The sequence below is a fragment of the Streptomyces klenkii genome (genome assembly GCF_003626645.1).
Taxonomy (GTDB): domain Bacteria; phylum Actinomycetota; class Actinomycetes; order Streptomycetales; family Streptomycetaceae; genus Streptomyces; species Streptomyces klenkii.
Window position 1 is genome coordinate 438,653 of record NZ_RBAM01000003.1, and the last position, 23,909, is coordinate 462,561.

Sequence of the window (23,909 nt, forward strand, 5' to 3'; positions counted from 1 at the left end):
AAGAGCAGAGGAAGGCCGCATGAGCGCCAGGTCTGCCGCACAGCGCCCCGGCGGGATCCCTCCCATGCCCGAACGCAACCCGAAGGCCCTCCGGGAAGCGATCGCCGCCCACGCCCCGCAGCTCCTCGCCGACTTCGACCGGCACTGGAAGCGGGACATCGCCGACGCCTACGACCTCGCGCGCGTGCCGGCCTTCATGGCCCTCTGGTGGACCGAGTACGCCCTCGCCCGCGACCCCGGGCTGGACGCCCGGGTGACCGACCTCGAAGACCGCGCCGCCGAAGCCGGGGACATCGCCGAAGCCCGCGCACTCCTCGAACAGGCCGCACACCTACGGCGGGAAGCCGGCCACTCGGAGCCCGGTCAGTGAGCGACGACGGGCTCATGGGCCCGCCTTGGCAGATCGACTACGTCGAAGCGGCCCGTGCGTACCGCGACTCGCTCCCCGCAGAGGTGCGGGACAGGTTCCGGGAATCCTTGATCGACATCCTCACCGCCAAGGACCCTTACCGGCCCGGAGAGCACGTTCCGGTCGAGCCTGCCAGGTCCACCCGCTTCCGAGGCCCCCACGTCCTCTTCTTCGACAGCAGCCGGGGGTGGGCCCGGTTCGTCTTCATCCGCCGCACCGCCGACCCGCAGATCGTGGTCGAAGAGCTCTTCTGGCAATGACCGGCAGGCCCGGGCGCACGGGCGTCTGACAGCGCTCTGCCGTCGGCGAATCTGCCGGGGGCAGAGAAGGCTGTCGGGGCGGTGGCGGGGGCCGGAGAGTGGGAGGACAGCGTCCAGCACTCCACTCCCCGGCCCAGGAGGCCCGATGTCATCACGCGTCCTCGAACCCCGCGCCACCGACGGCGACCCGTCCCCCACCCGCTTCGACGACCACCTCGCCTCGCTGCTCCTCACGCAGCGCATCGTCGTCCTCGGCACCGAAGTGAACGAGGTCTCCGCCAACCGCGTCTGCGCGCAGCTGCTCCTCCTCTCCGCCGAGGACCCCCGTACGGACATCGCCCTCTACATCAACAGCCCCGGCGGCTCCGTCACGGCCGGGCTGGCGATCTACGACACGATGCGGCTCATCCCCAACGACGTCTCCACCCTCGCCATGGGATTCGCCGCCAGCATGGGCCAGTTCCTCCTCACCGTGGGCGCACCGGGCAAGCGCTACGCCCTGCCGAACGCGCGCATCATGATGCACCAGCCGTCCGCCGGCATCGGCGGCACCGCCGCCGACATCGCCATCCAGGCGGAAAACCTCGAATTCACGAAGAAGGCCGTCGAGCGCCTCCTCTCCGAGCACACCGGCCAGACCCACGAGACCATCTCCCGCGACAGCGACCGCGACCGGTGGTTCACCGCCCAGCAGGCCCTGGAGTACGGCATGGTCGACCGCGTCGTCACGTCCCTCGACGACGTCCGCCCGGCCGGCACGAAGCGACGCATCGGACTCTGAGGACCTGAGGACCTGACGACATGAGCCAGTACACCATCCCGACCGTGGTCGAGCGCACCCCCAACGGAGAGCGCGCCTACGACGTCTTCAGCCGGCTGCTTTCCGAGCGCATCATCTTCCTGGGCACGGAAATCGACGACGGCGTCGCCAACGTCGTCATCGCCCAGCTCCTCCACCTCGAATCCTCCAGCCCGGAAACCGAGATCGCCCTCTACATCAACTCGCCGGGCGGTTCCTTCACTTCCCTCATGGCGATCTACGACACGATGACGTTCGTCCGCGCCCCCATCTCCACCTTCTGCGTCGGCCAGGCCGCCTCCACCGCGGCCGTGCTCCTCGCCGGGGGCGACCCGGGGCGGCGCTTCGTCCTCGAACACTCGCGGATCCTGCTCGGCCAGCCCGCGAGCCGCGGCCAGCAGGGCACGGTCTCCGACCTCACCCTCCAGGCCAAGGAGATGCTCCGCATCCGCTCAGAGGTGGAGGAAGTCCTCTCCCGGCACACGGGCCACGACGTCGCCTCCCTGCGGGCCGACATGGACCGCGACAAGGTCTTCACGGCGGAGGAGGCGGTGGCGTACGGGCTCGCGGACGAGGTCCTGAGTCGGCGGGTCCTCACGCCCGCCTGAGCTGACGAGGACGGTAGGCGGCCGCGCTACGGGGGTGGGCGGCCGCCGAGTCCGCCGAGTCCGCCGGGGGCGGGGGCGGGATGGCAGTTGGTCAGGCTGCGAGGCGCACTTCGCCCTGGCGGGCGGGCTGTGCGTGGGCGGGTTGCACGCGGGCGGGCTGTACGCGGGTGTACGTGCGGCTGGCCAGGCGGATGAGTTCCTTCTGCACCAGCACGAGGAGTTCGGCCAGGCTCAGACCGAGCGCCGCGGCGGCGGCCGCGAGTACTTCGGACGACGCCTCCTTGCGCCCGCGCTCCACCTCGGAGAGGTACGGCATGGAAATCCGCCCGGCGTCGGCCACGTCCTTAAGCGTCCGCTTCTGCGCCAGCCGCTCGCGCCGCAGCACGTCCCCGAGGACGTCCCGCCAGAGGGGTTCCCGAGCGGGGGGCTGCTCTCCGGCGGGGCGCAGGGGGATCACGTGGGCGGTGGCCGCGGCTGTCTTTGACGCTTGGGTGGTCACCACTTCAGCCTAGAACGACGGCAACGGTCCGGGGGTGTTGGGGCATTCTGCCGCCCGCGAAATCGGGATGGGCTGAGGTCAAGACAGGCTGGCAGCAGGGGAGGGAGGGGACTTGCGGTTCTCGGGTGTCCGACGCCCGGTGGGTTGTCGGCCGCCGGGCGACGGGCACCCGACGTGCCCAAGCCCCCCACCCCTCCCCCCGCTGCCAGCCTGTTCTGACCCGCAGTCAAACCACGGATGCAAAGGCAACGAACTGGGCCCACACGACGTTCGGAACGGCTAGCGCGGGGCCCTGCGGGCGCTTCGAGTCCCGCACGTGGACGGTGCGGGGTGACGGGGCGACCTCAACGCAGTCTCCGGCCGTCGTTCCACTGCGGCTGGACTTACGCCAGGATTCGGCGACCTCGACGCATTCGCCCGCCGCACCACCGCTGTAACTCGACTTGAACCATATGAGTTCGGTGCTCATAGTTCCTCTGCCAACTCCCTGATGAATCGTACGGTTTCCTCGGGGCTGAGGGCATGGCGAGCGATCATTGCATGCCTCTGGATGAGGGCAGCGACCTTCTCCGGGTTCGAGTGAATCGAACTTGTCGTCTGCCCCTCCTCGTAAGCGAAATGCTCGTGCTCGCGCGTCTCCGCCAGTACGAACGCCCCGTCGAGCCCTGGGTGCGACGCGTTGTACGTCACGGTCTGGATGACGACGTTTCGCCGCTCGCCCATCTCCAGCAAGTGCAGGAGCTGCCTCTTGTGCGCCTTGGGGGAGCCGAGCGTATTGCGCAGCGCAGGCTCCCCGATGAGGAACGTGAACGCTTTGGTCTGCGTGGCGAGGATCGATTGCCGATCCAGCCGGGCCTTGACTCGCTCCTCGACCGTCGCGTCGTCCACCGGCGGCCAATGCGTGCAGAAGAGCGTGCGCATGGTCTCCTCCGTCTGGAGCAGACCCGGAATGAGTAGAGGCTGATAGTTGTGAAGGGCGACCGCCTCAGACTCGTGGCGTACGAAGTCCCGGACGTAAGGGGCCATCCGATCGGGCTGTAGGTAGTCCTGAGTCGCGATCAGCTTCCCCCGCGCTCCGCACATCTCGTCCGCTACCCGGAGCAGCTGCGGCGTCGGCTTCCGACGCCCCTGCTCCATCGACTTCACCGTCTCCTCCCCGTACCCCGCCTCGCGGCCCAGTTCCTCGCGCGAGACGCCTGCCTCCATGCGCCACAGCTTGACCTGGTTCCCGCAGAGCCGCCACGCCATCGGCGGCTGAGAGAGCACACTGTCGTTCACGGTTCCCCGCCCTTCCCGTACCTCGTCCGTATCAACGGACGCTACGGCGGGCAAGGCCGGTACAGGCCGGGTTCGAACCCGCATCCCACGTGTGAGTGAACGACCCAGGACGGAGTCAGGCGGTCAGGCCCAAAGACCGGACCAGCTGCGCGAGTTCCTCGCGGAAGAGCTTGTCCGGGTTCAGCATCTGCGTGCGCAGGTGGCCGTAGATCTCCAGGCAGAGCAGGCCGTGCAGGTGTCCCCAGATGCGGAGCGCGAGCGCCACCGCCGCCGGAGGGAGGTCCGGGAAGGCCGGGCGGATCTTGCTGAGGAGGCCGGCGTCGAAGTCGGACCACTGGAAGTCCTCGGAGGCCTCGGAGGCCTCCGAGGCCCGCGGCCAAGCCGCGGCCGCGAGCGCCGTGAGCCCCGTGCAGACGCGTTGCGCGGCATCGGGCGCGGCGCCGCCTTCGGGGGCCTGGTAGCCGGGGACGGGGTCGCCGTAGATGAGGCGGAAGCCGGCGGGGTTGGCGAGGGCCCAGTTGCGGAAGGCGTGCGCCCAGGCCCGGATGCGGCCGGCCGGATCGTCCGCCGCGGTGGCGGCCCACGCGGCGTCGACGGCGTCGGCGAGTCCGGTGTACACGTCGTCGATGAGCGCGGTGACCAGGTCGTCGCGGGTGGCGAAGTAGCCGTAGATGGCGTTGGCGGTCATGCCCATCTCGCGGGCGATGGCCCGCAGGGTGATGGCGTCCGGGCCGCCCGAGGCCATCAGCCGCAGTGCCACGTCCTTGATTTCGGCCGCCGTCTCGGCCCGCAGCCGCTCGCGCCGCCCTCTGGTCCTCGTCTCCGCCACGCCGTCACTCTACAGCGGGCACTGGATTGATTGCCGTATCGAAACTTCACGCCGTATAGTTTCCGCACGGCGTCACCCAGAGGGTCATTCCGACCCATTCCAAAGGGGGATAAACATGCACATCGGAGTCATAGGAGCTACCGGCACCATCGGCAGCCGCGTCGTCACCGAAGCGCTCGGCAGGGGCCATGTCGTCACGGCGTTCAGCCGTGACGCCTCGCGGATCGAGGAGAGCCGCCCGAACGTGACGTGGGCGAGCGTCGACGTCCTCGACGCGGCGAGCATCGCCGCCGTCCTGCCCGGTCTGGACGTGCTGATCAGCGGCTTCCAGCCGGGCAACGCCGCCAAGGACATGGCAGACACCCTCCAGCGCTCCATCGCCGACCCCACCGTCCACACCACCGCCGCCCGGGCGCTGCTCAAGGCCCTGGAGAGCCACCCCAGGACGCGGCTGATCGTGATCGGCGGCGCCGGGAGCCTGGAGGTGGAGCCCGGCGTGGTGCTGGCGGACTCCGGCGAGCACCTGCACCGGACGCTCGACGAGGTCGGGCTGCCCAGGGAGTACGCGGCCGCGGTGCGCGGAGCCCGGGACGGCCTGAACGTCCTGCGGACGTCGAACCGCCTCTGGACCTACTTCAGCCCGGCCGAGGACATCGCCCCGGGCGAGCGCACCGGCCGGTTCCGGATCGGCGGCGACCAGGCGGTGCGGGATGCCGACGGGCGCAGCCGGGTCTCGGCGGAGGACGCCGCGGTCGCTCTGATCGACGAGGTGGAGCTGCCCCGTTTCGTGCAGCGCCGCTTCACGATCGGATACTGATTCCCTCCTACGCGCCCCCCTCATATGGGTGAGAACCCCCGTAACTCCCCCTTCCGCCCCCGCCCTTGCGCGAAGCTCGGCGTATGGACGCCGTACGGGTCGCACTGCTGAGGGAAGTGCTCGCCGGGACCGAGTGGTTGCAGGACACGCGCCGGTTCGCCGGGGCGTTGCGGGCCTCGGTGGCGCGGCGGCACGGGGGGCTGTTGCTGGTGGGGACGGAGGGGTACGAGCCGTGGCATCTGGCGGCGCACCTGGATGACGAGGCGGCGTGGTCGGGGCTGCCGGAGCTGTCGCCGACGCTGGTGCGGCACCGGGTGCCGCCGGGGGTCCCCGCGCACCTGTCCGTCGGCCTGGGCAGGCTGGAGGCGGCGCGGCGGGGCGAGACGCTGCTGGTGGTGACCGCGGACGAGCCCGGGGACGGGCTGCTGGAGCGGGTGCACGACGCCCGGCGGGGCGGGGCGACCGTGCTGTCGCTGGACGGGGCGCCGGCGGAGGCCGGGGCGGAGCTGCGGGCGCTCGCGCACGATCAGCTCGCGGTGCCGCCGCCCGCGCCGTGTTCGACGCGGACGGAGCTGGATCTCGACACCGTGCAGCACCTGGTCAGCGCGGCCGCCGGGGAGAACGGGCTGCCCGCGCCGCGCGGCGGGCGGCGGCGGTTCCGGGACCGGCTGGCGCGGCTCGCCGATCAGCTGGCGGCACCGCCTCCGCCGCGCTGGTAACCCCATAAGGCTCCAAGCGGAAGACCAGCTTCGAAAAAGCGTTTGCTGCCGGTCTTCCGCTTATGGACCATGGTCTTCCGTGACTGCGCAAGACCCCCCTCCCCTTTCTCCTTCTTCCCGGCGGCTCCGTGCCCTGTTGCCCGACCTGACGCCCTGGCACTCCTCCCGCGACTTCCGCCGCATGTGGGTGGCGGGTCTCGTCACCGTCTTCGGTACGTTCCTGACGTTCATCGCCGTACCGCTCCAGCTCAAGGAGCTGACCGGGTCGGCGCTGGCCGTCGGTGCGGTCGGCGTGGTCGAGCTGGTCCCGCTGGTGGTCTTCGGTCTCTACGGCGGCGCGCTCGCCGACGCCGTCGACCGGCGCAAGCTGATCCTGTGGACGGAGGCCGGTCTCGGCGTCCTCTCCGCGCTCCTGCTCCTCAACACCCTCCTGCCGCACCCCATGCTGTGGCCGCTGTACGTGGTAGCGGCGCTGGTCAGCGCGCTGAGCGGGTTGCAGCGGCCGGCGATGCAGGCGATCGTGCCGCGCGTCGTCGCGCACGACCAGCTGCCCGCGGCGATCGCGCTGAACTCGATGCGCTGGCAGGTCGGCGCCATCGCCGGCCCGTCCCTGGCGGGCGTGCTCATCGCGTTCGCGGGCCTGCCGTGGGCGTACGCGCTGGACGTCGTCTCGTACGCGGTCTCCGCCCTGCTGCTCTTCGGGCTCGCTCCCTCCCCGGCCGCGCGCGAAGCCGACAAGCCGTCGTTGCGCGGCATATGGGAGGGCGCGCAGTACGCGTGGAGCCGCAAGGAGCTGCTCGGCACGTACGTGATCGACATGGCGGCGATGCTGTTCGCGTTCCCCACGGCGATCTTCCCGTTCCTCGCCGACGATCTGGGCGCGCCGTGGGCGCTGGGCCTGATGTACGCGGCGGGCGCGGTGGGCTCCCTGGTGGTGAGCCTGACCAGCGGCTGGGCGTCGCGGGTCCACCGGCACGGCCGGATGGTCGTCTACGCGGCGCTGGGCTGGGGCGCGGCGATGGCCGTCGCGGGCTGGCTGGGCAACGTGTGGCTGGTGCTGCTGTTCCTGGCGGTGGCGGGCGGCTGCGACATGGTGAGCGGCCTGTTCCGGTCGGCGATCTGGGACCAGACGATCCCGGACGAGCTGCGGGGCCGGCTGGCCGGGATCGAGATGCTCTCGTACTCGATCGGCCCGCAGCTGGGCCAGGTCCGGGCGGGCGGCATGGCGTCCCTGACGAACGTGCGGGCCTCGGTGTGGGCCGGCGGGCTGGCGTGCGTGGCGTCGGTGGGGCTGCTGGCCGCGTCGCTGCCGAAGCTGATGTCGTACGACCAGCGGACGGACGAGCACGCGGCGCGGATGCGGCGCGTGAAGGCTGCCGCGGACGTAGTGGCCGAGGCCGCTTAGGCACCGCCGGTCACGCCGGTGGGGGCTTAGCGCCGTCGCGGCGGGAGTGAAAGGCGAGGCCTTTCAACCGCACTGCGTTTCTTGCCGCAGGCAAGAGATTCCCGCCGCGACGGCGCGCAACCCCCACCAGGGGGCCCGGCGGTGCCGGACCGGCCTCAGCCCGCCTTCGGGCCCTCGCCGCCGGCGTCCGCGTCATCGTTCCAGCGCGGATCCGTCCGCCATTCCTCGTTCCGCTCGCGCGCCGTCTCCATCGCGTGGGACGCCTCCTCGCGCGTGTCGTACGGGCCCAGCCGGTCCGCGGCGCGGCACTCCGGGCCCTCCTCGACCGTGCCGTGCTTCAGGCAGTAGTACCACTCGCCCGGCTTGCCCTCCGGGCGCTTCTTGAACAGGGCCATCGGGATCTCCCTCACATCCGTTCTCTCGCCCACATGCTCCCCGATGGGCCCTGGCTACACTCGCTGACATGTCTGGCCAGTCGCTTCTCACGCCGGGGACCCTGTCCCCCACCCGCCCCGTCCCCGCCTCCATCGCGCGGCCCGAGTACGTCGGGAAGGCGGCGCCCACCCCGTACTCCGGCCCGGAGGTCCAGGACGCGGAGACGATCGAGCGGATGCGCGTCGCGGGGCGCATCGCCGCGCGGGCGATGGAGGAGGCGGCCAAGCTGATCGCCCCGGGCGTGACGACGGACGAGCTGGACCGCGTCGCGCACGAGTACATGTGCGACCACGGCGCCTACCCCTCCACGCTCGGCTACCGCGGCTTCCCGAAGTCGCTGTGCGCGTCGATCAACGAGGTCATCTGCCACGGCATCCCCGACTCGACCGTCATGCGCGACGGCGACATCGTGAACCTGGACGTCACGGCGTACATCGGCGGCGTCCACGGCGACAACAACGCCACTTACCTGTGCGGTGACGTGGACGAGGAGTCGCGCCTGCTCGTCGAGCGGACGCAGGAGGCGCTGAACCGCGCGATCAAGGCGGTCAAGCCGGGGCGCCGGATCAACATCATCGGCCGGGTCATCGAGTCGTACGCCAAGCGCTTCGGCTACGGCGTCGTCCGTGACTTCACGGGCCACGGCATCAACTCGTCCTTCCACTCCGGCCTGATCGTCCCGCACTACGACAGCCCGCACCACGACACCCTGATCCAGCCCGGCATGACGTTCACGATCGAGCCGATGCTGACGCTCGGGACGTACGAGTACGACATGTGGGAGGACGGGTGGACGGTCGTCACGAAGGACCGGAAGCGGACGGCGCAGTTCGAGCACACGCTGGTGGTGACGGACACGGGCGCGGAGGTCCTCACCCTTCCGTAGGTGCTGCGGGGCGGGCGTCCGGGCGCTAACGTTTTACCGACGGGCCGTCGGGAAGTCATTGACTTAGGTAAGCCTAAGTAGCAGGATGGCTTCTCGTCGCCACGCCCGTCCCCTCGGCCATCCGGAGGTCCGCCTTGGACGTGTCCGCCAGCACCGCCGCCAGCACGCCGTTCTCCGCGCTGATCCGCAATGCCTCGCACGAGCAGCACACGGAGGCGGAGAACTCCACGTTCATGAGCGACATGCTCGGCGGCCGCCTCGGCGTCGACGCCTACCGCCGCTACACCGAGCAGCTCTGGTTCGTCTACCGCGCCCTGGAGTCGGCCTCCGCGGCCCTCGCGGAGGATCCCGTGGCCGGGCCCTTCCTGCTCCCCGCGCTGGCCCGCACCGCGGAGCTGGAGCGCGACCTGGCGCATCTCGGCGGCCCGGACTGGCGCGGCGGCCTCACGCCGCTGCCCGCCACGGCGCGGTACGCGGCCCGGATCGAGGAGTGCGCGCGCGACTGGCCCGCGGGCTACGTCGCCCACCACTACACGCGCTATCTGGGCGACCTCTCCGGCGGCCAGATCATCCGCGGCACCGCCGAGAAGACGTGGGGCTTCGCCCGCAAGGGCGACGGCGTGCGCTTCTACGTCTTCGAGGCCATAGCCAACCCGGCCGCCTTCAAGCGCGAGTACCGCGAGCTGCTGGACGCCCTGCCGGTGGACGACCTGGAGAAGCAGCGCGTGGTGGACGAGTGCAAGCGCGCCTTCGCGCTGAACACGGCGGTTTTCCAGGACCTGGGGCGGGAGTTCCCGCTCAGCGCCTGACGGGAGCGGCCTAGCAGGAGCGCTGGTAGGCCACGTCGGAGAAGAGGTTCTTCCAGTCCTCCTCGGGCACGCTCGCCGGGGAGGTCCGGCACAGGTCCGCGTAGAGCCGGTCGGTGTCGGGGTGCAGGAGGAACGTCAGCGTGCCCGCCTCGTAGCCGCTCTTCCCGGTCGAGATCGCGATGAGGGGCCGCCGGTCCGGGAAGAGGACGACGCGGCTCGCCTCCGGCAGCGCGGCGAAGTAGGGCGTGCGCCAGTCCCCGCCGGGCCCGATGTCCCAGATCCGGTACGGCTTCTTGCCCGTCAGGGCCCGGCCGCGGCCGAAGCCCCTGTCGATGTCGGCTTGGTTCTCGCCCGGCTCCAGGGGCATGGTGCGCGTCTTACGAGGGTTCCGGAAGTCCTTCACGTCCCAGAACTGAAGGGTGTTGTTCCGGTCGACGGCCGCCAGCATGTCACCGCCGATCGTCTGATAGCCGTTCACGCCGAGCGGCAGCGAGCCGCCCCGCCGCGGCCGGTCGGGGTCGGACAGGTCCCATATCGCCCAGGTCCGGCCGGGCATCTCCGTCAGCAGGAGGGGCCGGGTGCCGGGGTTCCCGAAGCCGATCCTCCCGTCGGGCTTCATGCCCGTGACAGCTCCCGCCCGCCGGGGGCGGCCGGGGTCGGAGACGTCCCAGAGCTGCACCTTTCCGTTCTCCTCCGGGGTCTCGACGACCCGGTCGGTCAGGAACCAGATGCTCGACGTGAAGTCCTTCGTGCTGCCCTCGAACACCGACCGCCGGACGGGCGTGCGCGGCTTGCTCACGTCCCACAGCTCGATGCGGTGGTCGAACGTCCGCCCGAGGGCCAGCAGCCGGCCGTCGGGGCTGAAGCCGACGTTCACGTCCGGGGCGGTGAGGGTGATGTCGCCGCCCTGGACCGGGGCGCCGGGCCCGCTCATGTCCCACAGGCGGAAGACGTGCTCGTTGGTGCTCCTCGTCCACTTGTGGGCCAGGAAGAGGGACGTGGCGGGCAGGAAGTTCCGGGCCTCCCAGTCCTGCGGGAGCGTGAACTTCAGCCGCGGCGCCGTCCAGCGGCTGACGTCCCACACCCGGCTCGTCGCCTCCTCCGAGCCTCTCGTCCGCTCCTCCGTGATCATGAGGGTGCCGTCGGGGCTGATGGGGCTGGTCCCCATATCGGCGTAAGGCAGGGAGCCGAGGGCCGCCGGGGCGGGCGGGCGCTGCGGCCACAGCCGTACCGTGCCCTCGTCCCCTCCTGCGGCGAGGTAGGCGCCTCCGGGATCCCAGGCGACGGTCCGGGCGGGCGCGCTCACCGGCAGGGGGTTGCCCTCCGCGAGGGTGTCGAAGAGCGCGGAGTCCTTGTCCCCGACGCTCCGCAGGAACAATGCGCTGGGCGCCGCCTTTCCGGAGCTCTGATCAGCCGCCCCCGCCAGGATGGCGCCGTCCTTGCTGAAGCCGAGGCCGGGCAGGTCGTCGAACTTCCAGTACGGGTAGGTCTTGGCCGGCGCGAGGGACTTCAGCCGCTCGCCTCCCTCCACCGTCCACCCGGACAAGTCACTCTTCCGGCTCGCCCCCGCGAGCAGATCGCGCCGCGGGTGGAACGCGACCCTCGTCGCCGTCCCGGTCGTCGCCGTGTCCTTCAGGGCGGGCCGGGCCGGATCCCGTACGTCCCACAGTCCGACCGCACCCGACCCGCCGGACCCGTCAGCCGCGCCCAGCGTGCCGCTGCTCACGGCCAGCAGCCGGCCGTCCCGGTTGAACGCGACCGACACCACGTCCTGTTCGGCGACCGTCCGGTCGGTGCGCAGCTCCGGCCGGGCGGGGTCGGCGAGGTCCCAGAGCAGGAGCCGGCCCTTCTCCAGGCCCGCCGCCACCGTCCTGCTGTCGGGGCTGAAGGCCAGCGAGGACGCGGCCCCGCCGGGTGCTCCGCGCGCGGCGAGGCGGCGCGGGCTCTGCGGGTCGGTGGTGTCCCACACCGCGAACCCGCCGGGCGTCTGCGCGGCCAGCAAGCGCGTACGGGGGTGGAAGGCGACGGCCGCCGTGGAGCCGAGGTCCAGGGCGGCGGCCTTGCGCGGGGCGGTCGGGCGGCTCACGTCCCACAGTTGCACCCGGCCGCCGCGCTGGCTCGTCACCAGCACCTTGCCGTCCCCGCTGTACGCGATGTGGAGCACGGGCTCGCCCGTCCCCTTGAGGTCCACGGGCACCCGGGACATCTGTGCGGCGTACAGGCTCGACCGGCTCTCGGGGGTCTTCGCCAGGCGGTAGGAGGCGAGGCTCAGCCGGAACGCCGTCAGGGGATCGCGCTCGCGCAGCGCGTCGGCCTTGGCTGCCAGTTGACGGGAGAGCAGCACCGACTCCCGGTCCTCGGCACGGTGCTGCGCGCCCCGCGCCAGGACCGCGAGCGTGGACGCGAGGACCGCGAGGACGACGACGATCGCGAGGCCCGCCCGCTGGGCTGTCTTGCGGCGCCGCTGGGCGCGGCCGCTCGCCGCGAGGAAGTCCTGCTCCACCGGGCGCAGCGGCAGCTGCCGCCCGAGCCCGTCATCGCCGGCCGTCAGGGAGCGGGCCGCCGCCAGGTGCTTGCCCGCGTACAGGCCGCTGGAGGGGCGGCCCGCTTCGGCCCAGGCGTCGGCGGCGTCGTCCAGCCTGCGGCGCACCAGCAGCCCGTCGAGGTCGGCGTTGATCCAGTCGCGGAGCCGGGGCCAGCCGTGGAGCAGGGAGTCGTGGCAGAGCTGGGCCTGGCCGTCGTCGACGACGGCCAGGCGGGCGTCGGCGAGGCGGCCGAGCAGCTCCGCGTGGCTGCCGAGCTCGCCGGTGCGGACCCGGCGCCGTACGGCCTTGCCGTCGCCGTCCACCAGCCGCACCATGCGCAGCAGGAGTTCGCGTAAGGCGCGCCGGCCGTCGGCGTCGAGGGCGTCGTGGATGTGTTCGGCGGTGTTGCCGACGGAGGCGCGGATGCCTCCGGTGGCCTGGTAGCCGGCGAAGGTCAGCCGGTCGCCGTGGCGGCGGGCCCAGGTCTCCTGGAGGGCGTGGGCGAGGAACGGCAGGGCGATGGCCTCGCCGGGGCCGGCGTGCTCGTCCTTCAGCTCCCGCAGCAGGTGACCGGCCAGGCCGTCCTCCAGGCTCAGCCCGGCGTACGCGGCGGGCCGTTCGACGGCCTCGCGCAGTTCGCCGTCGGTCATCGGCGGGACGGTGAACTGCCCGTCCTGCACGAGCCGGGAGAGCCTGGGGTCGCGCAGGCAGTGGCCGTAGTAGTCGGCGCGCAGGCCGAGGACGATGCGGGGGCCGGGGGCGCCCTCCGCGCCGGTGAGGGCCCGGATGAACAGCTCGCGCTCCTCCGCGTCCTCGCAGTGCGTGAAGATCTCTTCGAGCTGGTCGACGACGAGGACGCCCGGCGGGCGTCCGCCGTCCGCCGGGCCGCCGAACCGCCCGGCGCCCAGGTCCCGTTCGACCTCGCCGAACGGGCGGCCCGTGGCGTCGGCCCAGGCCTCGGTGAGCGTGTGGAAGGGGCGGGCGCCGGGCGCGGGCACGAGCAGCACGGGGCCCGGCCCCGTACCGTCCAGGGCGGCGCCGAGCCCGGCCCGCAGGAGCGAGGACTTGCCGACCCCGGAGGGGCCCACGAGGACGACGGGGCCGCCGGGTCCGGCAGCGGTCACGCGGTCGAGCAGGGCCCGGGTGAGCTTCTCGCGGCCGAAGAACAAGTGGCGCTGCTCGGCCTGGAAGGGGCGCATCCCGGGGTACGGGCACGGGCCGTCGGACTGCGGGGGCTCCGGGCCGGGCCCGGCCGCGGGCGCGTAGCGGGGGTTGCGGGCGAGGACGAGGTCGCCGATCCGGCCGACGCTGCCGGAGTGCGGACGGGCGGGCGCGCCCTGGAGGCGGCGGTCGAGGTGGCGGTAGAGGTCGGCGAGCGTGAACCACTTCGGGCCGCCCGCGTCGCCCTCGCGCAGCAGGCGCAGGAGTTCGCCGCTGAACAGCGTGTGCTCCTCGCCCTCGGGGGCGAAGGCCGCGGCGTAGTGCGTGGCGGAGGCCAGGAGGAAGCTGCCGTCGGGGCGGGCCGAGACGTACGGGTCGCGGCGCGGGCCCTGCCGGACGGCCTCCGCGAGCCCGGAGAAGCAGCAGTCCAGGACCACCACGGGGCGGGCGGCGGAGGAGCTCAGCAGGTTCCTGATCTCGGCGTACGGGACGGCGTGGGCGGTGCTGTGCGCCGACGTGCAGGCCGAGGTGGCGAGATACAGCTGCTCGGCCGGGCCGAGGAGTCCGTGGCCGACGAAGCAGAAGAGGACGACGCCGCCTTCCGCGCGGGCGGTGACGGCCTCCATGGCGGCCAGGACGTCCGACGGGCCGGCCGGGTCGGTGATCAGGGTGACGCGGTCGCCGCCGTCGTCCGCCATGCCGCACGCCGAGCGGAGCGCTTCGGCGAGGGCGGTGGCGGAGCGGGCGGCGCTCGGCAGGCCGGCGAGCCGGGCGCCGGCGGGGTGCCGGCCCGTACCGACCACGAGGGCGTGGCAGTCGGGGCCGGTCAGCTCTCTCACGGGCCCCTCGTCCACGGAGGTCAGGACCCGTCCGCCGGGGGCAGTTCGCCTCGCTGGAGGGCCTCGGCCAGGCGCTGGGCCAGCTCGCCGCTGTCCCGGGCGCTCAGATCGCGCACCCTCTCGGAGGCGACGGTGACCTGCGTGCCGTCGGGCAGGGTGATCGTGACGGTCTGGTTGCCGCGGCGGTTCTGCAACCAGGCGACGACCGCGGCCGACAGCGCGACGGTCACCCCGCCGGGGGCGAGCACGAGGGTGAGGATCTCGGACGCCGCGCCCATGGTGCCGGGGGCGGGCTCGGGGGCGGGCTCCTGCCGGATGTGCGCCCGCAACTCCGGGTGGCGTTGCAGCCAGCGGCGGAGGTCGTTCACGCCTCCGCCGGGGCCGGGGCCCGGGCCGGTGCCCGGGCTGCTGACCGTCAGCGTTGCCTTCACTGTGCGCTCACTGCCCCTCTCACGCCTCACGTGACTGCCGAGGGCTGTGACGCTACACCGCAACGCCGTGCCGCAGAAAGGAAGTTCGGTCACGGTTGCCCATCACACACGGCGGCGCCCCCTGCCGGGGCCGGTGAAGGCAGGGGACGCCGGTCTGTGGGCGGCTCGGCTCAGCCCTGCGCGGGCCCGCGGCCGCGGCGGCGCGTGGCGAACACGGCCCCGCCACCGGCCAGCACGAGGGCGCCTGCGGCGCCGAGGAGGGGGCCGGTGGGGGTGCTGGCACCGGTGCTGGCGAGGGGGGTGGTATCACCGGTTCCGGTTCCACCACCGGTGGTTGCGGCTCCGCCGCCGGTGGTGGCGTTGGCGGTGTTGGTGGCGGTGGTGCCGCTACCGGTGCTGCCGGTGGTGCCGGTGCCGCTACCGGTGCCGGAGTCCGAGCCCGTGGGGGCCTGGTCCGTCGGAAGCTTCGCGTTCTTGTCGACGGCGACCCTGACCGTCACCGGGTCGAGGGCTTCACCCGTCTCGTAGTTCCTGAAGACCTTCGCCCCCTCTGCTGTGAGCGTGGCCGGGGTGCCCCAGAGGGAGACAATGCCGTCCTTGGCCTTGAGCGCGTCCGCAGTGAGTTGCAGCTTGGCAAGTGGCATGCCCGTGGTGACGTTCGTCTTTCCGGTCTCCGGGTCCTTGGCGCTGACGTCCGCGCTGAGCGTGCCGTTCTTGCCGGACGTCTGCGCCGTCACCTTGAAGTTGCTGAACTTCAGGTCCATCTGCCCCTTGTGACCCGTGAAGCGCACCGAACCGGCGAACGTGGCGTTGAGGGTGCCCGCCGTGGCGTCGTACGACCCCTTGCCCTGGACGAAACGGAAGTTGTCACCGGACTTCTGAGTGCCGTCCGAGACCTCGGTCCTGCCCTCGGTGGCCGGCTTGGCAAGGTATTCACGGAACTTCTTCTTCACGCCCCAGTCGAGGTTGCCGTCGACGATGGCCGTCCCGGTCTTGTTCTCCGTCTTCGAGCCCTCGCCCGTCTTCGTACCCTCGCCGGACTTGGAACCCTCGCCGGACTTGGCACCTTCGTCCGTCTGCGTGCCCTCGTCCTTCTTCGAGGGCTCTTCGGCGGATTCCTTCACCGAGAGTGTGGCCGGGTCGAGATCCTCGCCCTCGTCGTAGTACGGATTTCCGTCGTAGGTGAAGACCTTCGCGCCCTCCGCCGTGAGCTTCGCCGGTATCTTCGCGTAGGTCTTCGCACCGTCCGCGCCGTCCACGGGCTTGACACCCGACAGGTCGAGCGCGGCGATCGGCACGTCGTCCTGCTTCTTCCCGTCGCCCGCAGTGACGTCCGCGGTGATGCTGCCCTTCTTGCCACCGCTCTTCGCGTCGGTGACGACCTTCAGGTCGGCGAGCGTGATGTCGAGGTCGAAGCCCGCACTGCCATGCCTGGGATGACCGAGGAAGTGCACGCCGCCCTTGAAGGTGGCGGCTATGGACTGCGACGAGGGATCCTGTTTGCCCTCACCTCCGGTGAAGGTGAAGACGCCGTTCTTCTCCGCCTGCTTCGCGCCATCGGCGACCTTGATCTCGCCATGGGCGAGTGGCTTCATGAGGTACTTCCGGAAGGATTCCTTCACGCCCCACTCCAGCGTGCCCTCCTTGAGCACCGTCTTCGGGGCCTCGCCGGTCTTGCCGGGCGCATCCGCCGCGAACGCGGGCACGGCCAGCGCCGAAGCGCCCAGCACGGTCGCCGTGGCGAGCGCGGCAAGCGCCCGGCGGGAGGTGACGGTCATCGTCGGTTGTCTCCTTAGCTAGAGCAAGAGAAGAAAGAGCGCGCCGCAGCCGGCGCGGAGCCGTAACGAGTTCAGCCGGCGGACCGGCGGCGGCGCAGGACGACGAGGGTGGCCGCGGCCACCACGACGACGCCCGCGCCACCCGCCGCTACCGGAAGCACCGGGAAGGACGAGGTGGAAGAGGTATCGGTTGCACTTTTTGTGGCCACCTTACGGCCGGAATCCGCCTTTTGACCCGCCGTCGGGTCGCCCTCGGCCGGCGCCGGCGCCTTGCCCAGGTCCGGCAGCGGCGGAAGCTTCGCCTTCGCGTCCAGAGGGACGGCCAGAGAGACGGGGTCCATCTCCGCGCCCTCCTGGTACATGCCGCCGAACGCCTTCGCACCGTCGGCGGTGAGCTTGGCCGGGGCCTCGGTGACGGCGGCGAGGCCGTCCTTCTCCTTCAGGCCGGACGCGTCGAAGGTGACGAGCGGAACGTTCCGGCGCGGCTCGGCGCCGCCGCTCGCGACATCCGCCGCCAGCGTCCCCTTGCCGTCCTCGGCCCTCACCTTGACCGCACTCAGGGCCAGGTCAAGATGGTTGCCGGTGAAGCGGACCGTGCCGGTGAACGCGGCGTCAAGGGTGTGCGCCGCCTCGTCGTACGCGCCCTTGCCCGCTGGGAAGCGGAAGAGCGCGCCGCCGTCCTGGGCGCCGTCGGCCAGCTTCCAGGAGCCCTGGGCGATGGATCCGGTGACGTATTCGCGGAAGGTGCGGCGCACGCCCCAGTCGACGGCCGCGCCGGTGAACTCGCCCTTGGGGGCGTCCTTTTTCCCGGGGCTGCCCGACGGGCTCGGCGGGGCCGACGACGCGCCCGCCTCGGCCAGCACGTCCGCCGACAGCGCAACCGGGTCCAGCGCCGTACCGGCCGCGTAATAGCCCGCGAAGGCCTTCGCGCCGTCGGCCGTGAGCGTCGCGGGGACGTTGGCGAGGGAGACGGCCGACCCCGCGCCGCGCATGTTCACGCCCTTCAGGTCGAGCGCGGCCAGCGGCACTTGCGAGGCGCGGGTGACCTCGCCCGAGCCCTTCGCCTTGCTGACCATGTCGGCGTAGAGCGTGCCGCTCGCGCCCGTGATGCGGACGGCCGGGCGGCTGATGGTGAGGTCGAGTTCGTACGAGCCGTCGGGCTTCTTGTGGCCCGTGAAGTGCACGCCGCCCGAGAAGCCGGCCTCGAACGCTCCGCTGCCCGCGTCGTAGCTGCCCTTGGCGGAGTGGAAGCGGAACCGGCTGCCGCCGATCGTGGCGGCGCCGCCCTGGAGGTCCGAGCGCCCCTGGGCGATGGGGCCGGTGACGTAGCTCTGGAAGGAGGACTTGATGCCCCAGTCCAGCCGCCCGCCGGAGACCGTCCGTGCCGCACCGTCCGCGTGCGCGACCCCGCTCGGCACCGCCCCGGGCGCCCACCCCGCCAGCACCGCCGCCAGCACCGCCGCCAGCAGGGCGACGACGGGGGCGCGGGCAGGTCCGGACGACGGCAGCATCGAGAGGCCCCTTTCGGGCGGGACAGCAGGCGCCACACCCTGGCGACTTAGGTAAGGCTAACCTAAGCTATGTCCCATCAGGTCGGAAACCCCCGGCCGGAGCGAAAGGCAGACGCAACCGTGCTTCAACGGCAGTCGGCGGGCGCCGCGATACCTACCCCACCCCGCACCGGCATACGCGCCGCACTGCTCACTTGGCTCACTTTGCTCACCCTGGCCCTCACCGGCTGCGGCTCCTCGGGGAGTTCGAGCAGCTCAGGAGCGTCCACGGCAGCGACCAAGGCTCCGGCGGCCGACCGCATCGAGCCACTCGCCGGCGGCGCCCCCAAGGCGCAACTACCCGCCACCGTACGGTCGGCGGACGGCCACGACGTCACCGTCCGCAGCACGGACCGGATCGTTCCGCTCACCGGTGCGCTGTCCGAGATCGTCTTCACCCTCGGCCTCGGCGACCGGGTCGTCGCCCGCGACGTCACCGCCACCTTCGAGCAGGCGGCCAAGTTGCCCGTGGTCACCCGCGCCCACGACGTCTCGGCCGAGAGCGTCCTCTCGCTCAAGCCCACGCTCGTGCTGGCCGAGACCACGACGGGGCCCGCGGAGGCCGTCGAGCAGATCCGCGCCGCCGGGGTCCCCCTCGTCGTCCTCGACCCGGCCCGCAAGCTCGCCGACGTCGGGCCCCGCATCACCAAGGTGGCCGCTTCCCTCGGCGTCCCCGCGGCCGGCGAGGAGCTCAACCGCCGTACGGAGCAGCGGCTGGACAAGGCCGCGGGGGCCGTCCCGCACGGCGGCGGCAAGAAGCCCCGCGTCGCCTTCCTCTACCTGCGCGGCACGGCCTCCGTCTACCTCCTCGGCGGGGCCGGCTCCGGCGCGGACTCGCTCATCGAGGCCGCGGGCGGGGTGGACGCGGGCAAGGAGTCCGGGCTGAAGAAGGACTTCACGCCGCTGACGAGCGAGGCCCTCGCCAAGGCCGCGCCGGACGTCATCCTCGTCATGAGCAAGGGCCTCGCCTCCGTCGGCGGCGTGGACGGCCTGGTGAAGATCCCCGGCGTCGGGCAGACGCCGGCCGGCCTGGACCGCCGCGTCGCCTCCGTGGACGACGGCGTCCTGCTGAACTTCGGCCCGCGCACGGACACGGTCCTCGCCTCCCTCGTCGAGCAGATCCACGGCGGGAAGTGACGTGAGCCTCCTGAAGACCACGGGCCCCTCCCCCGTACCCGCCTCCGCCGAGCCCGGCGGCGAGCCGGCGCCGCCCGGCCGGCGGCGCCGCACCCCCGCCCTCCTCACCGCCGGCCTGGCCGCGGCGCTGCTGGTGGCGTGCCTGCTCTCCGCCGGGCTCGGTGCGTACGAGATCCCGCTCGGCGACGTCCTCGGCTCGCTGCTGCACCGGGCGGGGCTCGGCGGGGCCGAGCTGGACCGGGTCCCCGAGAGCGTGCTGTGGAACGTACGGCTGCCGCGCGTCGCCCTGGCCCTGCTCGTGGGGGCGTCGCTCGGCTGCGCGGGCGCGCTGATGCAGGGCGTGTTCGGCAATCCGCTCGCCGAGCCCGGCGTCATCGGCATCTCGATGGGCTCGGCGGTCGGCGCGGTCGCCGCGATCTCCCTGGGGCTGACCTTCCTCGGCAACTGGACCGTCACCGCCTGCGCGTTCGCCGCCGGGCTCGTGACCGTCCTGCTGGTGTACACGCTCTCGCGCGCGGGCGGCCGTACGGAAGTGGTCACGCTCATCCTCACCGGCATCGCGGTGAACGCGTTCGGCGGCGCGCTCGTCGGGCTCGGCATCTTCCTCGCCGACAACGCCCAGGTCACCCAGATCACGTTCTGGCAGCTCGGTTCGCTCGCGCAGGCGACCTGGCCGAAGGTGCTCGCCGTCCTGCCGTGCGCCCTCGTGGGGCTGGCCGTCGCGCCGCTGTACGGGCGGAAGCTGGACCTCCTCGCGCTCGGCGAGCGGCCCGCGCGCCACCTGGGCGTGGACGTGGAGCGGCTGCGGCTGGTGATGGTCCTGGTGGTGGCGCTGCTGACGGCCGCGGCGGTGGCCGTGGCGGGGGTCATCACGTTCGTGGGCCTGCTGGTGCCGCACCTGCTGCGGATGGCCGCGGGCCCCGGTCACCGGTTCCTGGTGCCGGGCAGTGCGCTGGGCGGGGCGCTGGTCCTCGTCGCGGCGGACCTCGCGGCCCGCACGGCCGCCCAGCCGACGGAGCTGCCGCTGGGCGTCCTGACGGCCCTCTTCGGCAGCCCGTTCTTCTTCTGGCTGCTGCGGAGGACGCGGCGGAAGCAGGGGGGATGGGCATGAGCCGCATGGGTTTCGGCCGGGGGTCCGGCCCGCGGCGGAGCCGCAATCGGATGCAGCGTCCCCCGGGAAAGCACAGCTGGTTGCTGAGAAGGACCCGGCGGAAGCAGGGGGGATGGGCGTGAGGCCCGTACTGTTCCGCCGCCGCACCCGCCGTCTCCCCCTCCCCTCCCCCCTCGGCACCGTTCTCGCCGAGGCGCGCTCCCTCTCCGTACGGCTCGGCGGCCGTACCGTCCTCGACGGCGTCGGTCTGGGCGTCGCCGCGGGCGAAGTCCTCGCGCTCGTCGGCCCCAACGGCGCCGGCAAGTCCACGCTGCTGGCCGCGCTCGCGCACGACCTGCCCGCCGCGTCGGGCGAGGTCCTGATCGACGGCGGGCCCGCCGCCTCCTGGTCGGCCGCCGAACTCGCCCTGCGCCGGGCCGTCCTGCCGCAGTCGGCGGAGCTGTCGTTCCCGTTCCCCGTGGAGGAGGTCGTCCGGATGGGCCGCGCGCCCTGGGCCGGGACGGCCGCCGAGGGCGAGGACGACGAGGCCGTGCGGGAGGCGATGGCCGCCGCGGAGGTGACCGGATTCGCCTCCCGGCCGTTCGCCGCGCTCTCCGGCGGCGAGCGGGCGAGGGTCGCGCTGGCGCGCGTCCTCGCGCAGCGCACCCCGCTCCTGCTGCTCGACGAGCCGACCGCCGCGCTGGACCTGCGCCACCAGGAACTGGTGCTGCGGATCTGCCGCGAGCGGGCGGCGGACGGGGCGGCCGTCGTGGTCGTCCTGCACGACCTCGGCCTCGCCGCCGCCTACGCGGACCGGGTGGCGGTCCTGCACGGGGGGCGGGTCGCGGCTGAGGGCCCGCCGGCCCGCGTACTGGAAGCGGAGTTGCTCACTCGTGTCTATTTGCAGCCGGTGGAGGTAATTGATCATCCGCGCACCGGTGAACCATTGGTGATCCCGTGGCGCGCTGGACGAAATTTTGCCTCGTGAGAGCAGAATCACGCACCCTTCCGGGAACAGGGTAGGCAAGCCTCAGATAAGTTAGGGCGGCCTTATTCGGACAGCCGCTTTTCGGCCATGCCGTTTATGGCGCGAACGTCCTTTCCGTCCTCTCCGAGCACGCCTGGAGCCCCTATGCGCGCCTTCCGCTCCTCCGCCATAGCCGCCGTCGCCGCGGCCGCGGCCCTGACCGCCGTGTCCGGCTGTGCCGAGAAGTCGGACAGCAAGGACGCGGACGCGATCAAGGTCACCGCCTCCGACGACAAGTGCGAGGTCTCCAAGACCTCGTTCCCCGCCGGGCACGTAAAGATCAACATCGAGAACGCCGGCTCGAAGATCACCGAGGTCTACGTCTACGCCGCGGGCGACCGGATCGTGACGGAGCGGGAGAACATAGGCCCGAAGACCAAGACCGAGATCACCGCGACGATCAAGAAGTCGGGCGACTACGAAATCGCCTGCAAGCCCGGCATGAAGGGCGATGGCATCCGCCAGAAGATCACGGTGACAGGCGGCGGCAAGGCGGAGAAGGCGAACCCGGAGCTGGACAAGGCGGTCGCCGAGTACCGCAAGTACGTCCAGGAGCAGGCCGACGAGACGATCCCGGCGGCGCAGAAGTTCGCCGACGCGGTCAAGGCCGGCGACGTCGACGGGGCGAAGAAGCTCTACGCGGTCTCCCGCATCGGCTGGGAGCGCACCGAGCCGGTCGCGGAGTCCTTCGGTGACATCGACCCGAAGGTCGACGTCCGCGAGGACGGCCTGGAGAAGGACCAGAAGTGGACCGGCTGGCACAAGCTGGAGAAGTCGCTCTGGGACGAGAAGAAGATCGACGAGGACGACAAGAAGCTGGCCGACCAGCTGATGACGGACCTCAAGGACTGGCAGAAGCGCGTCGGCACCGCCGAGATCACCCCGACCAGCATGGCCAACGGCGCCAAGGAGCTGCTCGACGAGGTGTACCGGAACAAGATCACCGGTGAGGAGGAGCGCTACAGCCACACCGACCTGGTCGACTTCGAGGGCAACGTCGCCGGCGCCGAGAAGGCGTACGGGCTGCTGAAGCCGGTCGCCTCGAAGAGCGACGCGGCGCTGGTCAGCGAGCTGGACAAGCAGTTCGCCACGGTGAAGAAGGCACTCGACGACTACCGCGAGGGCGACGGCTTCAAGTCGTACGACGGTGTGGGCAAGGACGACCGCAAGAAGCTCTCGGACGTCGTCAACGCCCTCTCCGAGCCGCTGTCCAAGCTCGCCGCCGCCGTCGCGAAGTAACGGGGGACCTCCGATGACGGACAAGACCGACACCACCAGCACCACCGCCACCACGGACTCCCCCGAGGCCGTGCAGGCCCCCGCCTCCGCCAAGCCCTCCCGCCGCTCCGTCCTCGGCTGGGGCGGCGCCGGCCTCGCGCTCGGCGCCGCGGCCGCGGGCGGCACCGCCACCGCGCTGCGCCTCGGCGAGGACGCCGCCCCGGCCGCCTCGGCCGGCGACGCGGTGCCCTTCCTCGGCGAGCACCAGGCCGGCATCGCCACCCCGGTCCAGGACCGGCTGCACTTCGCCGCCTTCGACGTGACGACGACCGACCGCGCCGCCCTGGTGAAGATGCTCCAGGAGTGGACGGCCGCCGCCGCGCGGATGACCGCGGGCCACGAGGTGGGCGAGGGCGCCGTCCAGGACAACGACGAGCTGCCGCCGGACGACACCGGCGAGGCCCTCGGCCTCAAGCCGTCCCGGCTGACCCTCACCTTCGGCGTCGGCCCCGGCCTGTTCGAGAAGGACGGCAAGGACCGCTTCGGCCTCAAGGGCCGCCGCCCCAAGGCCCTGATCGACCTGCCGGCCTTCCCCGGCGACAACCTCGACGCGGCCCGCAGCGGCGGCGACCTGTGCGTCCAGGCCTGCGCCGACGACCCGCAGGTCGCGGTGCACGCGATCCGCAACCTGGCCCGCATCGGCATGGGCAAGGTCGCCATCCGCTGGTCGCAGCTCGGCTTCGGCAAGACGTCCTCGACGACGCCGGACGCCCAGACGCCGCGCAACATGATGGGCTTCAAGGACGGCACCCGGAACATCGCCGGCACCGAGACCGACCGCCTCGGCAAGCACGTCTGGGTCGGCGAGAAGGACGGCCCGGACTGGATGGTCGGCGGCTCCTACCTGGTCGCGCGCCGCATCCGGATGCACATCGAGACCTGGGACCGCACCTCGCTCGCCGAGCAGGAGGACGTCTTCGGCCGCGACAAAGCCGAGGGCGCGCCCGTCGGCAAGCAGCGCGAGCACGACGAGCCGCTGCTGAAGGCCATGAAGCCCGACGCGCACGTGCGCCTCGCCCACCCCGACAGCAACAACGGGGTGACGATCCTGCGCCGCGGCTACTCCTTCACGGACGGCACCGACGGGCTGGGCCGGCTGGACGCCGGGCTGTTCTTCATCGCGTACCAGAAGGACGTCCGCGACGGCTTCGTGCCGCTCCAGACGAACCTCGCGCGCAACGACGCCCTCAACGAGTACATCCAGCACGTGGGTTCGGCGATCTTCGCCGTGCCGCCGGGCGTCCGCGACAAGGGCGACTGGTGGGGCAAGGCGCTGTTCGCGTGACCCGTACGTCCCTCTGTCCGTCCTTCCGTTCTTCCTGACTGTCCTTCCTGAGAGG

The 23,909-nt window shown here is 72.1% G+C and carries 23 protein-coding genes; 14 read left to right on the plus strand and 9 right to left on the minus strand.

Going from position 1 to position 23,909, the window contains the following annotated elements; translation table 11 throughout:
• Positions 1–19: 19 nt before the first annotated feature.
• The 4 genes from D7231_RS08670 (at position 20) to D7231_RS08685 (ending at position 2,076) form a co-directional block, all read left to right on the plus strand.
• Entirely contained in the window at positions 20–370 is a 351-nt protein-coding gene (locus D7231_RS08670) for a DUF6247 family protein (RefSeq protein ID WP_120754355.1), read from the plus strand.
• The gene (locus tag D7231_RS08675) at positions 367–669 is read left to right on the plus strand and encodes a hypothetical protein (RefSeq protein ID WP_241999619.1); all 303 of its coding nucleotides are present in this window, start codon (positions 367–369) and stop codon (positions 667–669) included. Before D7231_RS08670 ends, D7231_RS08675 begins: the two co-directional genes overlap by 4 nt.
• Before the next feature lie 145 nt (positions 670–814).
• A complete protein-coding gene (locus D7231_RS08680) occupies positions 815–1,450 on the plus strand; it encodes a ClpP family protease (RefSeq protein WP_120754356.1) in 636 nt (211 codons plus the stop codon).
• A 20-nt stretch (positions 1,451–1,470) separates the two neighbouring features.
• Positions 1,471–2,076: a ClpP family protease gene (locus D7231_RS08685; protein ID WP_120754357.1), complete on the plus strand. Its 606-nt coding sequence runs from the start codon at positions 1,471–1,473 to the stop codon at positions 2,074–2,076.
• Between the two features lie 91 nt (positions 2,077–2,167).
• On the opposite strand, the gene D7231_RS08690 is transcribed toward D7231_RS08685, so the two are convergent.
• The 4 genes from D7231_RS08690 to D7231_RS08705 form a co-directional block, all read right to left on the minus strand.
• Positions 2,168–2,575, minus strand: a complete 408-nt coding sequence (locus D7231_RS08690; protein WP_120754358.1) for a helix-turn-helix domain-containing protein — start codon at positions 2,573–2,575, stop codon at positions 2,168–2,170.
• Between the two features lie 226 nt (positions 2,576–2,801).
• Positions 2,802–3,044 (minus strand): DUF397 domain-containing protein, encoded by a 243-nt coding sequence (locus D7231_RS08695; RefSeq protein ID WP_120754359.1) that lies wholly within the window; start codon positions 3,042–3,044, stop codon positions 2,802–2,804.
• On the minus strand, positions 3,041–3,853 hold the full coding sequence (locus D7231_RS08700; protein WP_324197037.1) for a helix-turn-helix domain-containing protein: 813 nt from the start codon (positions 3,851–3,853) through the stop codon (positions 3,041–3,043). Before D7231_RS08700 ends, D7231_RS08695 begins: the two co-directional genes overlap by 4 nt.
• A gap of 115 nt (positions 3,854–3,968) precedes the next feature.
• Positions 3,969–4,682: a TetR/AcrR family transcriptional regulator gene (locus D7231_RS08705; RefSeq protein ID WP_120754361.1), complete on the minus strand. Its 714-nt coding sequence runs from the start codon at positions 4,680–4,682 to the stop codon at positions 3,969–3,971.
• A gap of 115 nt (positions 4,683–4,797) precedes the next feature.
• On the opposite strand from D7231_RS08705, the gene D7231_RS08710 reads away from it, so the two are divergent.
• From D7231_RS08710 to D7231_RS08720, 3 genes are all read left to right on the plus strand, one after another.
• A complete protein-coding gene (locus D7231_RS08710) occupies positions 4,798–5,499 on the plus strand; it encodes an NAD(P)-dependent oxidoreductase (RefSeq protein ID WP_120754362.1) in 702 nt (233 codons plus the stop codon).
• A gap of 83 nt (positions 5,500–5,582) precedes the next feature.
• Entirely contained in the window at positions 5,583–6,218 is a 636-nt protein-coding gene (locus D7231_RS08715; RefSeq protein ID WP_120754363.1) for a hypothetical protein, read from the plus strand.
• A 79-nt stretch (positions 6,219–6,297) separates the two neighbouring features.
• Complete coding sequence (locus D7231_RS08720; protein WP_277875563.1) at positions 6,298–7,623, plus strand: MFS transporter; 1,326 nt, start codon at positions 6,298–6,300, stop codon at positions 7,621–7,623.
• Positions 7,624–7,778: 155 nt separating this feature from the next.
• On the opposite strand, the gene D7231_RS08725 is transcribed toward D7231_RS08720, so the two are convergent.
• Positions 7,779–8,018, minus strand: a complete 240-nt coding sequence (locus tag D7231_RS08725; protein WP_120754364.1) for a hypothetical protein — start codon at positions 8,016–8,018, stop codon at positions 7,779–7,781.
• Positions 8,019–8,086: 68 nt separating this feature from the next.
• Here D7231_RS08725 and map point away from each other — a divergent pair, with 68 nt between their 5' ends.
• Positions 8,087–8,944 (plus strand): type I methionyl aminopeptidase, encoded by an 858-nt coding sequence (gene map, locus D7231_RS08730; RefSeq protein WP_120754365.1) that lies wholly within the window; start codon positions 8,087–8,089, stop codon positions 8,942–8,944.
• A gap of 134 nt (positions 8,945–9,078) precedes the next feature.
• Complete coding sequence (locus D7231_RS08735; protein WP_120754366.1) at positions 9,079–9,753, plus strand: biliverdin-producing heme oxygenase; 675 nt, start codon at positions 9,079–9,081, stop codon at positions 9,751–9,753.
• A gap of 10 nt (positions 9,754–9,763) precedes the next feature.
• Here D7231_RS08735 and D7231_RS08740 read toward each other — a convergent pair whose 3' ends face one another.
• The 4 genes from D7231_RS08740 to D7231_RS08755 form a co-directional block, all read right to left on the minus strand.
• Positions 9,764–14,278: a caspase, EACC1-associated type gene (locus tag D7231_RS08740; protein WP_147449693.1), complete on the minus strand. Its 4,515-nt coding sequence runs from the start codon at positions 14,276–14,278 to the stop codon at positions 9,764–9,766.
• 20 nt (positions 14,279–14,298) lie between these two features.
• A complete protein-coding gene (locus D7231_RS08745) occupies positions 14,299–14,709 on the minus strand; it encodes an effector-associated constant component EACC1 (RefSeq protein ID WP_120754368.1) in 411 nt (136 codons plus the stop codon).
• A 170-nt stretch (positions 14,710–14,879) separates the two neighbouring features.
• Positions 14,880–16,487: an HtaA domain-containing protein gene (locus tag D7231_RS08750; protein WP_120754369.1), complete on the minus strand. Its 1,608-nt coding sequence runs from the start codon at positions 16,485–16,487 to the stop codon at positions 14,880–14,882.
• Positions 16,488–16,558: 71 nt separating this feature from the next.
• The gene (locus D7231_RS08755; RefSeq protein WP_120754370.1) at positions 16,559–17,998 is read right to left on the minus strand and encodes an HtaA domain-containing protein; all 1,440 of its coding nucleotides are present in this window, start codon (positions 17,996–17,998) and stop codon (positions 16,559–16,561) included.
• Positions 17,999–18,148: 150 nt separating this feature from the next.
• On the opposite strand from D7231_RS08755, the gene D7231_RS08760 reads away from it, so the two are divergent.
• The 5 genes from D7231_RS08760 to efeB all read left to right on the plus strand — a co-directional run bounded on the left by D7231_RS08760 (position 18,149) and on the right by efeB (position 23,854).
• Complete coding sequence (locus tag D7231_RS08760; RefSeq protein WP_422396693.1) at positions 18,149–19,174, plus strand: heme/hemin ABC transporter substrate-binding protein; 1,026 nt, start codon at positions 18,149–18,151, stop codon at positions 19,172–19,174.
• Positions 19,175–19,184: 10 nt separating this feature from the next.
• Positions 19,185–20,285 (plus strand): FecCD family ABC transporter permease, encoded by a 1,101-nt coding sequence (locus D7231_RS08765; RefSeq protein ID WP_120754614.1) that lies wholly within the window; start codon positions 19,185–19,187, stop codon positions 20,283–20,285.
• A gap of 112 nt (positions 20,286–20,397) precedes the next feature.
• Positions 20,398–21,252: a heme ABC transporter ATP-binding protein gene (locus D7231_RS08770; protein ID WP_120754372.1), complete on the plus strand. Its 855-nt coding sequence runs from the start codon at positions 20,398–20,400 to the stop codon at positions 21,250–21,252.
• Between the two features lie 144 nt (positions 21,253–21,396).
• On the plus strand, positions 21,397–22,530 hold the full coding sequence (gene efeO / locus D7231_RS08775; RefSeq protein ID WP_120754373.1) for an iron uptake system protein EfeO: 1,134 nt from the start codon (positions 21,397–21,399) through the stop codon (positions 22,528–22,530).
• 13 nt (positions 22,531–22,543) lie between these two features.
• Positions 22,544–23,854, plus strand: a complete 1,311-nt coding sequence (gene efeB, locus D7231_RS08780) for an iron uptake transporter deferrochelatase/peroxidase subunit (protein ID WP_120754374.1) — start codon at positions 22,544–22,546, stop codon at positions 23,852–23,854.
• Positions 23,855–23,909: the final 55 nt, after the last annotated feature.